Annotated in this window: 13 protein-coding genes; 8 read left to right on the top strand and 5 right to left on the bottom strand. The window is 43.8% G+C overall.

Features of this window, described 5'->3' with window-relative positions; translation table 11 throughout:
• Positions 1-218 precede the first annotated feature (218 nt).
• Together yfcC and focA are read right to left on the bottom strand one after the other, a co-directional pair.
• A complete protein-coding gene (gene yfcC, locus L1D21_RS05060) occupies positions 219-1757 on the bottom strand; it encodes a putative basic amino acid antiporter YfcC (RefSeq protein WP_239844126.1) in 1539 nt (512 codons plus the stop codon).
• Between the two features lie 211 nt (positions 1758-1968).
• Positions 1969-3135, bottom strand: a complete 1167-nt coding sequence (gene focA, locus L1D21_RS05055; RefSeq protein ID WP_239844125.1) for a formate transporter FocA — start codon at positions 3133-3135, stop codon at positions 1969-1971.
• A 1033-nt stretch (positions 3136-4168) separates the two neighbouring features.
• Between focA and pflB the strand changes: the two genes are divergently transcribed.
• Positions 4169-6451 (top strand): formate C-acetyltransferase, encoded by a 2283-nt coding sequence (gene pflB / locus L1D21_RS05050; RefSeq protein WP_239844124.1) that lies wholly within the window; start codon positions 4169-4171, stop codon positions 6449-6451.
• 102 nt (positions 6452-6553) lie between these two features.
• Positions 6554-7294, top strand: a complete 741-nt coding sequence (gene pflA, locus L1D21_RS05045; protein WP_239844123.1) for a pyruvate formate lyase 1-activating protein — start codon at positions 6554-6556, stop codon at positions 7292-7294.
• A gap of 15 nt (positions 7295-7309) precedes the next feature.
• Here the strand turns inward: pflA and yfbV are convergent, their stop codons facing one another.
• Entirely contained in the window at positions 7310-7753 is a 444-nt protein-coding gene (gene yfbV, locus L1D21_RS05040) for a terminus macrodomain insulation protein YfbV (protein WP_239844122.1), read from the bottom strand.
• A gap of 196 nt (positions 7754-7949) precedes the next feature.
• On the opposite strand from yfbV, the gene ackA reads away from it, so the two are divergent.
• The 4 genes from ackA to L1D21_RS05020 all read left to right on the top strand — a co-directional run bounded on the left by ackA (position 7950) and on the right by L1D21_RS05020 (position 12970).
• Entirely contained in the window at positions 7950-9146 is a 1197-nt protein-coding gene (ackA, locus tag L1D21_RS05035; RefSeq protein ID WP_239844121.1) for an acetate kinase, read from the top strand.
• Between the two features lie 99 nt (positions 9147-9245).
• Entirely contained in the window at positions 9246-11387 is a 2142-nt protein-coding gene (pta, locus tag L1D21_RS05030; RefSeq protein WP_239844120.1) for a phosphate acetyltransferase, read from the top strand.
• A 368-nt stretch (positions 11388-11755) separates the two neighbouring features.
• Positions 11756-12187 (top strand): hypothetical protein, encoded by a 432-nt coding sequence (locus L1D21_RS05025; protein ID WP_239844119.1) that lies wholly within the window; start codon positions 11756-11758, stop codon positions 12185-12187.
• Positions 12188-12745: 558 nt separating this feature from the next.
• Positions 12746-12970: a hypothetical protein gene (locus L1D21_RS05020; protein ID WP_239844118.1), complete on the top strand. Its 225-nt coding sequence runs from the start codon at positions 12746-12748 to the stop codon at positions 12968-12970.
• A 131-nt stretch (positions 12971-13101) separates the two neighbouring features.
• On the opposite strand, the gene L1D21_RS05015 is transcribed toward L1D21_RS05020, so the two are convergent.
• Both L1D21_RS05015 and L1D21_RS05010 read right to left on the bottom strand, forming a co-directional pair.
• On the bottom strand, positions 13102-14019 hold the full coding sequence (locus L1D21_RS05015; protein WP_239844117.1) for a class I SAM-dependent methyltransferase: 918 nt from the start codon (positions 14017-14019) through the stop codon (positions 13102-13104).
• 15 nt (positions 14020-14034) lie between these two features.
• Positions 14035-15117: an AI-2E family transporter gene (locus L1D21_RS05010; RefSeq protein ID WP_239844116.1), complete on the bottom strand. Its 1083-nt coding sequence runs from the start codon at positions 15115-15117 to the stop codon at positions 14035-14037.
• A gap of 72 nt (positions 15118-15189) precedes the next feature.
• Between L1D21_RS05010 and folX the strand changes: the two genes are divergently transcribed.
• Positions 15190-15561 (top strand): dihydroneopterin triphosphate 2'-epimerase, encoded by a 372-nt coding sequence (gene folX, locus L1D21_RS05005; protein ID WP_239844115.1) that lies wholly within the window; start codon positions 15190-15192, stop codon positions 15559-15561.
• Between the two features lie 165 nt (positions 15562-15726).
• Positions 15727-16650 carry a TIGR01777 family oxidoreductase gene (locus L1D21_RS05000; RefSeq protein ID WP_239844114.1) on the top strand — a complete coding sequence of 308 codons (924 nt, stop codon included), beginning with the start codon at positions 15727-15729 and terminating at the stop codon, positions 16648-16650.
• The last annotated feature ends 19 nt before the right edge of the window (positions 16651-16669 follow it).

The following is a 16669-nucleotide window of genomic DNA, read 5'->3' as shown; positions in this document are numbered from 1 at the left end:
AATAAAAATAGTCAGACTAATGCATTAGTAATCCAACTTATTAAACCATTCTCATCCGATAAAATTCACACTCTAAACCTAATCCACAATATACAATAAACTTATTACTCATTGCTTTTGCTGGATCACTCAAACCTTTAAAATAAAACCATTTCATCTTAAAAGATTTAACAGTTTTAACTTGAACACTTTTAATAAAATTCAAGCGCATCAAAATCTTAATACCAGCCGGTTTCATGGGCAACAATAACCAGTACGCTCGATACTAAAAATAACGCCAACATAAAACGCCAAATAAACTTTATCCATACTCCCCAATCGACACGACACACACCTAACGTCGCCATTAAAGAAGCGGAGGTTGGTAATAACACATTGGTAAAGCCATCGCCTAATTGAAACGCCAACACAGCCACCTGACGGCTAACACCGACAATATCGGCAAGGGGAGCCATTAACGGCATGGTTAACGCCGCCTGGCCAGAACCTGAGGTAACAAAGAAATTAAACAGCGACTGGAATAACAACATAAACCAAGCCGATAACGCCCCAGGTAATTCACCAATAAAACTCCCAGCTCCATTTAACAAGGTATTAAGCACACTCGGAGTGGTTGGATCGCCACCGCCAAGCAAAATTAAGATCCCTGAAGCGCTACCGACTAAAATAGCCGGCTCAAGCATAGTGCCAGCCCCTTGCTTAAAGCTGGTTGCGACACGGTTGATAGTCATGCTATTGAGTTTAAACAGCACACCAATGATCCCCACTACAATCCCCATGGTAAAGAACTGGCTAGCTATTTCAGGGATAAACCAAGCATTAGCAATCACGCCCCAAATGACCCAAATGACCGTTAACAAAATGGTCAGTAACACTAAGATATCACCTAGATTAAAGCGGCTGTCGAGACTGGCATGACTTTGATGTTCACGAAAATATTGATCGCTTTGATAACTGTAAGAACGCTGTGGATTGGCACGTATTTTAGCGCCGTAGCGCATAGTGAATATGACCCCCATTAAGGTAAATCCTGCCCACATTACACCACGTACGCCAGCTCCCGATAACACTGGCACACCTGCAATACCCTGAGCAATCGCCACACTAAAAGGGTTCATCCAAGAGCTGGCAAAACCAATCTGAGTGGCGACATAGGTCACCATGACTGTCGTGATGCCGTCAAACCCCAAACGGATCATCAAAGGACAAATAATGATCGCGAACGCGATTGCCTCTTCACCCATTCCGAAAACCGCACCGCCCAAAGAAAACAGTGTAAACAGCGCCGGAATAAACAATGCTTCATTACCACGGGTTTTATCGATCAGCCGTAAGATGCCATTATCGATAGTGCCGGTCTCCATCACCACACCAAAGGCGCCGCCGATGACCAACATAAACATGATGACACCGATGGCCGTTCCCCATTTTGAGCCCGAGGTCAGTCCCTCGAATGCAAAATTAAAGAAACCGACACCACCGTCACCTTGAAACAAAGCCACAGGCTGCTTCATGGCTTCACCAGCAGCATCGAGTTGAAATCGAAATGAGTTAGGGTCGACTACATTACGGCTTTTATCGCCTGAATCGGTTTGATAGATGATCTCTTGCGTCTCAAATGAGCCAACGGGAACAAGGTAAGTCAGTAACATCGCCGCAAAGGCAACAAAGAAGATGATGACCAGTGTATCTGGCATCTGCCAGTTTTTTACGTTCTGATGTTTATCTACACAAGTCTTTTCGACATTTAAGGACATGGGAAAACCAATCTTATGATTATTTTCCGGCAAATATAAACCAATTCAACAAGGATTACACTTAAGAGGAATTGTTAGGGGGATTTAGAACAATTAAGGCTCGCATCACGGAATTTTGATGCGATGAACCTAAACCCGTTGGCCAAAGAGTGGCCAACGGAGGTGATGACTATAGGTAATAGTCCATCTTAAATTAGCGCTAAGGAGAAAACTAACGCTGAATAATATCTGCGACTCTATCCTTATTGTTGTGCATATCCGCTTGTGAACAGATGCTTTTTAGCAAATCTTGCTGAGTCACATAACCGATTAATCTCTGCTTCGCATCAAGTACCGGTGCACCACTCTCACCCGCCTCATTGAGACATTTAAAACCTTCAAATACCGACTGTTCGGAATGAAGCGTAATAGGTACTTGATTCATCACATCATTAATATGCAATCCCGCAGTAGGTTTACTTACTTGTGCAGTGACCGGTGGGTTTTGTGACGCTTGCGCTGTCTGATTAACACGCTGAGTCAACCAATAACCTAAACCAACAAATACCCCACCACCGACAATATTGCCTAGCACCACAGGAAACAGGTTATGAGAGACAAAGTTACCAAGGGTTAAATCACTAAATTCAGCGGCACTGACGCCTACCAAATCAAAAAAACCACTACCCGCAAAGTTAGCAACCAAAATACCGTATGGCACCATAAAGAGATTGGCGATACTGTGCTCGAAGCCGCTGCTGACAAACATCGCAACCGGTAAGATTAAAAGCATAACCTTAGTTAATACATCTTTGGTCGCAAAGGTCATCCACACACCAAGGCATACCAGCATGTTACACAGAATGCCCAGAGCAAATGCTTGTCCCCATGTGTGATGCAATTTGTGCTGCGCAATATGTAGCGCATTTAATCCCCAGGCGCCGCCATCTAATTGATGCATTCCACCAACAAATACTAAGCCGATGACTATTATTGCACCGACAAGGTTGCCCACGAAAACTCGAGCCCAAACCACGGCTAATGTTTTACTGCTGATCCTTTTTTGCGCCCAGGCGACACTGGTTAAAACAGTGCTGGTAAATAACTCACCACCCGCAACGACAACCAAAATAAGTCCTAAACTGAAAGCTAAACCGCCCGCCAGTCGAATCAAACCCCATGGGCCTGTTGCTCCCGTGGTCACCGTAATATAAAACACAAAAGCTAAAGCAATAAACGCCCCAGCAAACACTGCAAGCATGAATGATTCCAGTGCAGATTTACCGATTTTAGCAACGCCATATTGTTCAGCATTTTGATAAGTACTATTGCTGACATTACGCTTGCCTGCACTGATTTTAGCGTCTAATACCTGAGGACGCTGCGAGAAAGATGGCATGACTTTCTTCCTTTTGGATAAAATTCTAAAGCTCTAACCCAATCGTACTCAGCTTGTATTTCAATGCCGTATGTGACACAAGTTTGAATACGAAATAGACAAATATTGTAAATTGGTATGACCATTTATAAAAGTAAAAACAGCTCAAAAAGTGACCTCAAGCAAATAAACGCCTCAGTCGCAAATTTCACCCTAAGGTTAACCATTAGTTACAGCAAGGTAAATCGCTTAAATCTAAATAACTTAATAAAAGCACACTATGGGTTTAGTCAAATTTACTCATTTTAGCTCTTGGATCCATTACTGATAAAACTCCTAAGCTTTTTATAAAGCGGCAGTATATAAAAAGACATCAAATAAACAACCTCATCTAACAACTGCGCTTTAAAACCTATTTAACACAGCTAAATTCAACCTACCTTTAGAGGCTCATAATAAGAGAAAAACACTTATTAACTCCCTCAGCAAACTTACCAATAAGTCTTATGCTAAAACTGTAGAACAAGCCTCCCTCTTGACTCAATGCTTTCTCCTATACTTACTGGGATAATCTATAGGAAGCTAACTTATACACTAGTCCTGTTTTAGCACCATGTCATACAGATTGATGATTGCATGACCGCAACATTAGCGATAACTTAACTATATTGTTGTAAATATTGTGATATAAAAAATGAGTCGCAATAGCGAAACAACACCAAAATGATAGCTTGTTAACAGTTTTGACAATCTGTTCAGCTATTCTGGTGCAGCGATATAGCAGGTATGTTAATATCAACAGGGTAAATTGGTCTTACCAATTATATTTTTAATCAGTTTCAATGCATTCATCTCTGTCTTATTTACACTGCTGATAATGAAACTGCTCAATTAAAGAAAATTTCATCGACACGTTAACACGGTTCGATACACAGCTTCTCAGTCAGGTGATATTTGTAGAAGCTGTTAAGATTTAGCTATTGGTGTATCGCGACACTTGCTCAGCCTAATCGATACCCAATAACCTTTATATCAAACAGAAGGTATTAGTACGATGACGGATAAAACTGAATTATTCACCAAAGCGTGGGAAGGTTTTACACCTGGTGATTGGAAGTCTGAAGTAAATGTACGCGACTTTATTCAAGCTAACTACTTACCCTATGAAGGAGATGAGTCTTTCCTAGCAGATGCCACTGAAGCGACTTCCCAGTTATGGGATAAAGTGATGGAGGGGATTAAACAAGAAAACCGCACTCATGCCCCTGTCGATTTCGACACTTCAAAAGTATCTACTATTACCTCTCATGAAGCTGGTTACATCAGCAAAGACCTTGAGACCATCGTTGGTCTTCAAACTGAAGCACCTCTTAAACGTGCCATGTTACCTAACGGCGGTATCCGTATGGTTGAAGGCTCATGTGCCGCCTACGGCCGTGAACTCGACCCTAACGTCAAATACGTTTATTCAGAGTTACGTAAAACCCATAACCAAGGGGTATTCGATATCTACACCCCAGAGATCATGCGTTGCCGTAAATCAGGTATTTTAACTGGTTTACCCGATGCTTATGGTCGTGGGCGTATTATTGGCGATTATCGCCGTATCGCGCTTTACGGTATCGACTACCTAATGCAAGACAAGTTTGCTCAGTTCTCTTCACTACAAGAGCGTTTTGAAGCGGGTGAAGACTTATCAGCAACCATGCAACTACGCGAAGAGATTGCCGAGCAGCACAAAGCCCTAGGCCAGATGAAACAGATGGCGGCAAGCTATGGTTGTGATATCTCAGCGCCTGCAACGAATGCTAAAGAAGCGATTCAGTGGACTTACTTCGGCTATCTAGCCGCAGTGAAGAGCCAAAATGGCGCGGCAATGTCTTTGGGCCGTACTTCAAGCTTCCTCGATATTTATATCGAACGTGATATCAAAAACGGCACCTTAACTGAGCAACAAGCTCAAGAGATGATTGACCATTTCGTGATGAAGCTACGTATGGTGCGTTTCCTACGTACTCCTGAATACGATGAGCTATTCTCGGGCGATCCTATCTGGGCCACAGAATCAATTGCAGGTATGGGATTAGACGGTCGTACTTTAGTGACCAAATCTAGCTTCCGTTTCTTGCACACTCTTTACAACATGGGGCCAAGCCCAGAGCCAAACATCACTGTGCTTTGGTCTGATAAATTACCGCTTAACTTTAAAAAGTACTGCGCTAAAGTCTCTATCGACACTAGCTCAATTCAGTATGAAAACGATGACCTAATGCGTCCCGATTTCAACTCTGATGATTATGCCATCGCTTGTTGTGTAAGCCCTATGGTCGTTGGTAAACACATGCAGTTCTTCGGCGCGCGAGCCAACCTTGCTAAGACGATGCTTTACGCCATCAACGGCGGTGTTGATGAGAAGCTAAAAACGCAAATTGGTCCTAAATTCACACCTATCGCTGATGAAGTCTTAGGCTTTGATGACGTGATGGGTCGTCTAGATACCATGATGGACTGGCTAGCCAAGCAATATGTTACTGCGCTAAATGCAATCCACTTTATGCACGACAAATACTCTTATGAAGCGGCCCTAATGGCACTGCATGATAGAGATGTACGTCGTACTATGGCTTGTGGTATTGCGGGTCTTTCTATCGCTGCCGATTCACTTTCAGCGATTAAGTTTGCCAAAGTGAAACCCGTTCGTGACGAAAACGGTATCGCTGTCGATTTCGAAATTGAAGGCGATTACCCTAAATTCGGTAACAATGACGCCCGTGTCGATGAGTTAGCCACAGAGCTTGTAGAGCGCTTTATGTCTAAAATCCGTCACTTAAAAATGTACCGTGACGCGATTCCAACACAGTCTATTCTTACCATTACCTCAAACGTGGTTTACGGTAAGAAAACCGGTACAACACCTGATGGTCGTCAAGCAGGTGCACCATTTGCGCCAGGTGCAAACCCAATGCACGGCCGTGATGAGAAAGGCGCTATCGCCTCACTAACCTCGGTCGCTAAACTGCCTTTTGCTCACGCACAGGACGGTATTTCATACACCTTCTCTATCGTGCCAAATGCTCTAGGTAAAGATGATGATGGTCGCCGGTCTAACCTTGCTGCGCTAATGGATGGCTATTTCGCGAACAACGAAGCACGTGAAGGTGGTCAACACCTCAACGTTAACGTAATGAATCGTGAAATGCTTGAAGATGCCGTTGCAAATCCTGACAAGTATCCACAACTGACCATCCGGGTTTCAGGTTACGCTGTACGCTTTAATGCGCTTACACCTGAGCAGCAACAGGATGTGATCACCCGTACCTTTACCAAAGGGATGTAATTCTCTGCAACCCCATGCTTTAACGGTAGATTTTTACTGAATTTAAGTTAGGCTGTTTAGTGATTAACAACAGCCTAATTTATTCAGATAAATGGAGTCGCAATGACAGTAAAAGGTCGGATTCATTCGCTAGAATCCTTTGGTACAGTTGATGGCCCTGGCATTAGGTTTATTACTTTTATGCAAGGCTGTTTAATGCGCTGCCAATACTGTCATAACCGAGATACATGGGATCTGCATGCGGGTCGTGAAATAGAGGTCGATGAGCTAATGCAACAAATCATTAGCTATCGACCTTTTCTCGAATCTAGCGGTGGTGGTGTAACAGCCAGCGGTGGCGAAGCCATACTGCAGGCGGAATTTGTCGCAGAGCTATTTAAGGCCTGTAAAGCACAAGGCATACATACCTGTCTTGACACTAATGGTTTCGTGCGTAAATACACACAAATCATCGATGAACTCCTCGATAACACCGATTTAGTCTTATTAGATATCAAGCATATCGATGACGACAAACACAACCTATTAACTAAAGTCAGCAATCACCGTACCCTCGCCTTCGCCCACTATTTACAACAGCGCCAGCAAAAAACCTGGATACGCTATGTAGTAGTTGGTGGCTACACGGATGATGTTGAGTCTGCAAAAGGTCTGGCAGAATTTATCAAACCCATGACCAATGTAGAGAAAGTCGAATTATTACCCTATCACGAATTGGGTAAGCATAAATGGGAAGCCTTGGGTGAAACCTACGAACTTGATGGGGTGTCTCCCCCGAGCCGAGAAACCATGGAGCAGATAAAGCAAGTCTTTACCGATGCGGGCATCAATGCCATCTATTAACGATAGCAGTAATAATTAAAGCTCTTCCCAGTAACTGCGGTCGAGACGCTCGAAAGCAATTTTTAAGATAACGGCCATATCCTGATAACAGGCTTTGGCACCCAGAGGGGAACAAGTCACCCCCATACCTTGCAGTTTGGTAGAGAGATTATTACACCAATCAAACAGGGATAATGGTAACGGATGATTAGCTCGCCATCCCAGCCATAATAAGCCTTGAAGAGGCAGACTGATAAAAAATAGTGCGATAGTAATAGCTTGTGGCAATGCAGCCCAACCATCAGCGTAAAGTTGGCTACTCGCTGCAACCACGGCTAACGGCGGCATAAGACGAATCGCCAGCTCAGTCGCACGAACAACACGATATTCTGGAAAGTAAAAACTGAGCTGCCTGACCATAGGCCACGTCTTCATATAATGACGTCCCTTATTTAAGGTCTTAAACACATTTACAGTCAATGATGACACCTGAACAACGAAACAATGTCTTTACTCTAGCACAAGCAATAACAGAGTCCCAAGCTCTCGCTCCGCTAGCCTGACAGTTTTCAGCCCGTTTAATTGGGCAAAATGACTTAGCTTGCACTACATATTATTGCAGCCATTAAATTTTAGTGAACCTAATTGATTCATCTACTTTGCAAAAGGTTTTAACATGTCAAATAAATTGGTATTAGTCCTCAACTGCGGCAGCTCTTCATTAAAGTTTGCCATTATTGATGCCCTAACAGGTGATGAACAAATTTCTGGTTTAGCCGAATGTTTCGGTCTTGAAGATTCACGTATCAAATGGAAAGTCGACGGTCAAAAATCAGAGGCGAAACTTGGTGCCTTTACCGCTCACCGTGAAGCCGTCGAATATATCGTTACTCAGATTTTGGCCGATCATCCACAAATTGCTGAACAGATCCAAGCCATTGGCCACCGCATCGTTCACGGTGGTGAGAAGTTTACCCACTCAGTAATCATCGATGAAAACGTGATCCATGGCATTGAAGATTGCGCAGCTCTGGCACCGCTGCATAATCCGGCACACTTGATCGGTATTCGCGCCGCCAAGGCATCATTCCCCAAATTACCACAAGTCGCCGTATTCGATACCGCATTCCACCAAACCATGCCAGCACACGCCTATGTTTATGCTCTGCCCTATAAGTTTTACCGCGAGCATAATATTCGTCGATACGGTATGCATGGCACCAGTCACCTATTTGTCAGTCGTGAAGCGGCAAAGGCGCTAGGTAAAGATTTATCTGATACCAACGTTATTTGTGCCCATTTAGGTAATGGCGCTTCTGTGACAGCTGTCAAAGGCGGCAAGAGCGTCGATACCTCGATGGGACTAACACCACTGGAAGGGTTGGTGATGGGCACACGTTGTGGTGATTTAGACCCATCCATCATCTACCACTTAGTCGATCGCCTCGGTTACACCCTAGATGAAGTTAACAACATCATGAACAAACAAAGTGGTCTACTCGGTATATCTGAGCTGACTAACGATTGCCGTGGTATCGAAGAGGGATATGAACAAGGTCATAAAGGCGCAACTTTGGCGCTGGAAATTTTCTGCTACCGTTTAGCCAAATATATCGCCTCTTATACAGTGCCACTTGGCCGCTTGGATGCGTTAGTTTTCACTGGCGGCATCGGTGAAAACTCGGATGTGATCCGCGAGAAAGTGCTTAACTTATTGGAAATCTTTAATTTCGAAGTGGATAAAGAACGCAACCTCGCAGCACGCTTTGGCAAACAAGGTCAAATCACCACAGACAACGGCCCTATTGCTATGGTGATTCCAACCAATGAAGAGTGGGTCATCGCCGAAGATGCCGTATCACTTTTAAAGTGAATCAAGCTTCAACAGCAGTAAACACAGCGGGCTATCCCCTGTGACACAGAATTTTATTAAGCTGCCAACCTTGAGTAAGCAGTGTAAAAAGAGGTCATTATGTCTCGCAACATTATATTAATTCCCAATGGAACCGGCGTTGGTTTAACGTCTATCAGCCTAGGGATGGTGCGTGCCTTAGAGCGTCATGGCGTCAAGGTACGTTTCTTCAAACCTATCGCCCAGCAGCGACCAACTGACTCAGGCCCTGAGCGTTCGACTACCATCCTCAGTAAATCACCCACGGTCAATCCATTAGAGCCGTTTGATATGGCTCATGCGGAAAACTTAATTCGCACCGATCAGACTGATGTGTTGATGGAGCAGATCATTGCTCGTGCTAATGAATTTGCCGAGCCAAGTGAGACCCTGATTGTCGAAGGTTTAGTACAAACCCGTAACCACCCTTTCTCTGATGACGTAAACTATCAGATAGCCAAGGCACTGGATGCGGATATTATTTTCGTCGCCGCGCCCGGAAATGAGACACCTACGGCGCTGATGAATCGCCTCGAAATCGCATACAACGCTTGGGGTGGCATCAAAAACAAACGTCTCATTGGTGCTATCATCAACAAAATTGGCGCTCCGGTTGATGACGAGGGCCGTGCTCGCCCAGATCTCTCAGAAGTGTTTGACCCGAATACCACGCAACGCCCTGACACCGCAAGCATGTTCCAACTGCCGGGTAAAAGTAAGCTCAGAATTCTCGGTAGCGTGCCTTATAACCTAGACTTAGTCGCACCACGGGCATCTGATCTAGCAAAACATTTACGTGCTCGCATCATCAATGCCGGTGAAATGAATACCCGTCGTCTCCGTAAAGTCACCTTCTGTGCTCGCAGTATTCCAAATATGGTGACTCACATTAAGACTGACTCTTTGTTGGTGACATCGGGTGATCGCTCAGATGTTATAGTCTCAGCCTGTTTAGCCTCGATGAACGGTGTCAAAGTCGGCGCCCTACTTCTTACGGGTAGCTACGAACCTGAGCCAGAGATCATGTCCTTATGTGAGCAGGCCTTCGAAACCGGTTTGCCGGTATTTTTAATCGATACCAACACCTGGCAGACCTCACTCAATATCCAACGTTTTGACCATGAGGTCCCTGTCGATGATTCTGTCCGTATCGAGCAAGTACAGGAATATGTCGCCAGCCACATCGATCAGCATTGGGTTGAAACCATCACCGAAAATTCCCCTCGCGAACACCGTTTGTCACCGCCTGCATTTAGATACAAGCTTACTGAGCTTGCTCGTGCTGCTCGCAAAACCGTGGTATTGCCAGAAGGTGACGAGCCCAGGACCATTGAAGCCGCCGCCATTTGTGCTCAACGAGGCATTGCACGTTGTGTTTTAATTGGACACCGAGAAGAGATAGAACGTATCGCTAGCCAACAAGGTGTGATACTCGGTGATGGGGTTGAAATTGTCGAACCTGAAGCGGTACGCGACCGCTATGTCGAACCTATGTTGGATCTTCGCCGTCATAAAGGGCTTACCGAAGTGGTTGCTCGTGAGCAACTTGAAGACAACATGGTGCTCGGTACCATGATGCTAGCTCAAGGTGAAGTCGACGGTATTGTCTCTGGTGCAGTAAACACCACAGCCAACACCATTCGTCCGCCACTGCAGTTGATTAAAACGGCACCGGGTTCTAGCTTAGTCTCTTCAATCTTCTTTATGTTAATGCCAGACCAAGTGCTGGTTTATGGTGATTGCGCGATTAACCCAGATCCCAATGCTGAACAGCTCGCCGATATCGCAATTCAATCGGCAGAAAGTGCAGCGGCCTTTGGTATCGAACCTCGTGTCGCCATGATCAGTTATTCAACAGGAAGCTCAGGTACTGGCTCTGATGTGGATAAGGTGCGTGAAGCGACTCGCATTGCCAAAGAGAAGCGTCCGGATCTAATCATCGATGGTCCTTTACAATATGATGCGGCAGTCATGCCAAATGTAGCCCAATCGAAAGCACCTGATAGCCCTGTAGCGGGTAAAGCGACCGTTTTCGTATTCCCTGACCTTAATACAGGAAACACGACTTACAAAGCGGTTCAACGAAGTGCCGAGCTCATCAGTATTGGCCCCATGCTACAAGGGATGCGCAAACCCGTGAATGATTTATCACGAGGTGCCTTAGTCGATGATATCGTATACACCATTGCACTGACTGCGATTCAAGCTTCACAAAATGAATAAACTTCCTATATAAGTGCAACATTAAAAAGCCTGTCGATAGACAGGCTTTTTAATTTAAGTCGCTTAAAAGAGAAATATAATCGAGTGAAATAGTTCACTTATCACTATGCGTCAAAAAATGAACAAGAAATATTAACCTTTTAGTTCAACAACTTAATAATTATGCCATCACTCTTCAACATACTTGTCCACAGAATCTGTGGATAACCATTGAAATTGCAGCCCCATGATTAACCATCAACACTTGCAGCTGCAAACCGGTTTTAATGGTTTTTCTGATGGCTATAAAAAATCAGGTTCATACTATAGTCTTGCCAAACAATAATAGAATCGAGATACTTGATAACAAATTCTTAGCGCTATCACTCATGAAAAACTGCTTTCTTATCCTACTATTGCTGCTGACCGGTTGTAACCCTGACTCTGAAACCATGCAAGGCGCACAAACTCCAGAGCAAGTCTCACTGGGTTTTTTTAATGCTATCTATGTCGATAGAAACGTCGAGCAAGCGAAAGAGTATGTTGACGATTCGATGAAGCAAGTACTCAGCCACTACTACATAGCCTCTGCGGTACAAAGACACGTGCTGAACTTATCCATGACTGACGTGACCATGGAGATTGAAGAGATTGATATCGATTTCTTCCGTAAATTTACTAAAGATGTCACCGTGATCGTAAAAATGTACGGCAAGAAAGGCGGAGAACAATGGATTGACGATCGCACGATTCGTTTACATAAGGTCAAAAACCGCTGGCTGATTGTCGAAGTGCTGCCCGAAAAAGGTAATATTAACTAATTAGAACTCGGGAAAACGGGTCAATTTCAAATTCAACACAAAAAAATAGCAACCTTAGGTTGCTATTTTTTTAGTCCAGCAGACATTTGCATCTATCTTTTAACGCCGAAACTTTTACCAGGATGATTAGTCGAGGAAGGCCTCTTCATCCTTTTCTACAGGTAGTGATTCAAGTACTTCATCTTTAACTTGATAATAAGCACTTTCGTAATCGTGAGCTTCCATAACAACTCCAGGTCTTTGTAGGTCTAGGCATGCATTTATCTGATGCATTTTGCCTTAGGTATTAAGTTGGCCTATCGGCTAACCATTTGAGCAGCATCATACCTCAAAAAAACATGACTTTCAAAAAACTTTCAGAAAAGTTAGTCAAAAAGCACTAATAAACATAAAAATCACCAGTATATGAAAAAAAACCTGAAAGACTTTCACTTTATTAACACTTATAGCGATTAAAATGTGAACACTTAAATCCAAACAATCTAGGGGAATGCCACCAAACTGCTATGAATTAGTATATGAGGCCAGAAAGTGATTTGTATTTTAGAGAGGTGTTCAATGAATGCTTTGGTAGAATTTGAAGCAAAACGATTGGCTGATCTACTTCACAAAGGAGATTTGCTTTCCATCCATATGTTTATGGACTCCATGTCGATGCCATTCGACGTTCAAAGTAAATTGATGAGCGAATTTGCTTCGTTAAAAAGCCCCGATCACAACAGTATTGCCGCGCTGATTGAATCCCATAGCAATTCATCGCTCAATGAGTACTTAGGCTATTGACTAGGTTTAGTTATTAATTAGATTTTAGAGATTAGCTACGATGATTAACCAGAACTCATCCATAAAAAAAGGGCTTAAATAAGCCCTTTTTTACACCCCAAGCTCATGGAGTCTCTCACCTAAATTAAAAATCAAACATCTGATTGATGTCTGTAGCGCAAAACTTTCAGTGCTTTGTTCGGATCTATATCGATGAAAACTGAAGGATTAGCCAACTGCTCGACAAACTCAAGTGTCGGGCATTGGTCAATGACTTGCTGCTTCAGAAAAGCAATATCTAGCTCTGGTGCATTTAAACACAGCAGCAGATCCCCCTGCTCAGCGAGCAAACTCGGCAAGCGCTTTAATAGGCGCGCATAATCTTTAGTCGCAACAAAACTGCCACGTTGGTTACTTGGCGGATCGGCAATGATGAGATCATAAGGTCCAAACTTAGTCAGCTTACCCCAAGACTTAAAAATATCATGCCCGAAAAAACGCGCCCCATGGGCAAAATCATTTAGTAGATGATTTTGCTTACCGATGGATAACGCCCCTTTGCTCATATCGATATTGATCACTTCATCGGCACCGCCTTGCAATGCCATTACAGAAAAACCACAGGTATAAGCAAACAAATTAAGTACTTTACGCTGCTTGGCGTGTTGTTTAACCCAAGCTCGCCCGGCACGCATGTCGAGAAATAAACCGTGATTTTGGCCTCTCAGCAGATGCACTTGAAACTTAGCGCCATTCTCCATCACATAATGGGGCTCAGGCACTTCGCCCTGCAACACTTGCGTCTGAGTTTGACCACCGCAGCGATGTTGAAACACCAAATTAACGGGGATATCCTGGACTGCGCTACTAAAACGCTGGTTTATCGCCTCGGTTAGACGAGTAACTTCATCTTGAGTGATTTCTTTAAAGCTGGTCAATAACAACACCGGCGGAAACCAGTCTAAACAGAGATGCTCACTCTCAGGGAACATTCCACCACGGCCGTGAAAAAGGCGCTCAGCATCTTCACCTAAAGTGATCTGCTGTAACGCCTGAATAAATAACTGCATTAAATCTATTTACCTTTAATTTTGATCACTTTTTAAAACGGCTTTACCGCTCGTTTCCACGACTAAATCATCCACTCTGTCGGCTAACAAAATGGCCAACCAGCTGCCACTTTGGCTCGATTCTAAAGCAATTTTAACGATCATAGTTAATGGTACCGATAACAGCATTCCTACCGAGCCCAGTAACCAACCCCAAAAAATCAATGAAAGAAAGACCACCAGAGTCGAAAGCCCTAAGCCGCGGCCCATATACCTAGGCTCGACCACATTGCCCATGACCATATTAGTCGCGAAATAGAGTAGCCCTACGCCACCTGCCGTCGCTGGCCCCATCTGAATAAATGCCAACAATACCGCAGGAATCGCTGCGATAATTGAACCGATATTAGGTATGTAATTAAATAAAAACGCCACTACAGCCCATAGCAAAGCGTAATCGACACCAATCAATGACAAGCCGACACCAACTACCAAACCTGTTCCTAGGCTCACTAACGTTTTAATCACCATATATTGATTAACCGAGTGAAGAAACTTATCAATTTGCTTGAGGCGCATATCGGGATCGTCCAAGGCAAAGTGCAACTTCTTGGGTAAGTTTTCCGACTCAAACAGCATAAAAACCACAGTTAAGATGATCAGAAACAAGTTGGCCATAACCCCACCGACACTGGATAACATGTTAGTGGTCATCGACAAGGCAACCCCGGGATCGAAATAAGCTAAAATCTGCTCGCGAGACAATTCGATATTTAAGGTCTTAAGCTTTTCCAATATCCATGCAAACTGATCGACTAATTGAACTCGATAAACAGGAAGCTGCTTAGAGAACTCATTAATCGAACTGCCAACTAGAGAGGCGAGCCACAATCCCATTAATACGATGACAATCATCATAAACATCACAGCTAGAGCTCTGGGAATTTTAAACTTAGTCATGCCATTAATAGCGGGATTACAGATCACCGCAATAAATGCCGACAATACAAAAGGCACAACGATGGGACTGGCGGCTTTCATGCCCGCCATAATCACCACAAGAAACGCCATGATCGCAAATCCCTTAAAAGCGACACCTTGGTTTTCAAATCGAGTCATCTAAATAAAATCCTTCTGAATACTCCATAAAATTGATAGGCTTAAATTACCTATACATACACGCTAATGCTTATGAATCCTGAAATCGCCATCATTCGAATCAAAAACTTACGCCTACGCACCTATATTGGCATAAAAGAAGACGAAATAAATAATAAGCAAGACGTCACCATTAACGCTGAAATCCATTACTGTGCGGCCAAAGCCCGCAACAGTGATAATATGGAAGACGCTTTGAATTATCGCACAATAACTAAAAAAATCATTGCTTTGGTTGAGAATAATCGCTTTTCACTACTGGAACACTTAACCGATCAAGTACTCAATATTGCCAGCGAACATGATTGGGTCGACGTCGCCAAAGTCGAAATTGATAAACCACACGCACTGCGCTTTGCCGATTCGGTCTCCATGCAGCTGTGCTACAAGAAACCGACTCAGTAATAATTGTTAGGCCAAAAGCCTCTCCTTTTCGCCTGTGGGAGCAATTCCCGCAGGTAAATTACCGACAACGCCAAACAGACCTCATCCTATGAAAAATGGTGAAATGTGATCCTAAATTGATGTCGTAGTGTATATTTTTCTTATTACAGCTAAAAAGAAACCGCTATGAAAATACTCATCACTGGTGGTACCGGATTTATTGGTCGACAACTGGTTAAAGCATTAAGCCCAGCGAATGAGCTGACACTACTGACGCGCTCAGCAGGAAAAGCACATCTCGAACTGGGACAGCAACATAAACTTCTCGGTAACCTTAGCGCCCTTAACTCGCTCGATGCTTTCGATGCAGTGATTAACCTTGCCGGTGAACCCATTGCCGACAAACGCTGGAGCCTGGCACATAAACAGGTCATTTGTTATAGCCGCTGGGATATCACAGCTAGACTCAGTCAACTTTTTAAAGCCAGTAAAAATCCGCCATCGGTATTTATCAGCGGCTCAGCTATTGGTATTTATGGCAACCACGATAGCCAAACTCCCCTCGATGAGCATTTTAATCTGGCTCACTTTCATGACACCGATGACAAAGAAAAATTTCCCCACAGCGTATGTTCACGCTGGGAAGAGCTGGCCTTAGAAGCCGAGCCTTATACTCGCGTCTGTATTATCCGAATTGGACTGGTACTGGGATTAAACGGCGGCGCCATGAAAAAGATGTTACTGCCATTTAAATTAGGTGTAGGAGGCATTGTTGGCTCAGGTGAGCAAGGAATGAGCTGGGTACATCAACAAGATTTAATTCAAATCATCTTGTTCCTACTGGAAAATACTCAATGCCAAGGGATCTATAATGCAACCGCACCACACCCTGTCAGCAATAAAAAATTTACTCAGTCCTTAGGTAAAGTCCTCAATCGACCGACATTATTGCCTATACCAGCGTCAGTACTCAGTATCGCTTTAGGTGAACTATCAGAACTCTTGTTAGAGGGACAATACGTTTATCCCAAACGTCTTCAAGCGGCAGGCTATCAATTTAAATTTACCGATTTAGATAACGCATTTAACGAGCTGTTTAACCGAGATTAAACAGCTCGTTGTGATTACC

The sequence above is a fragment of the Shewanella sp. Isolate11 genome (genome assembly GCF_022398315.1).
In the GTDB taxonomy this organism is placed as follows: Bacteria; Pseudomonadota; Gammaproteobacteria; order Enterobacterales; family Shewanellaceae; genus Shewanella.
Note: the sequence above shows the minus strand (reverse complement) of the source record. Positions and strands in the feature narration are given on the sequence as shown.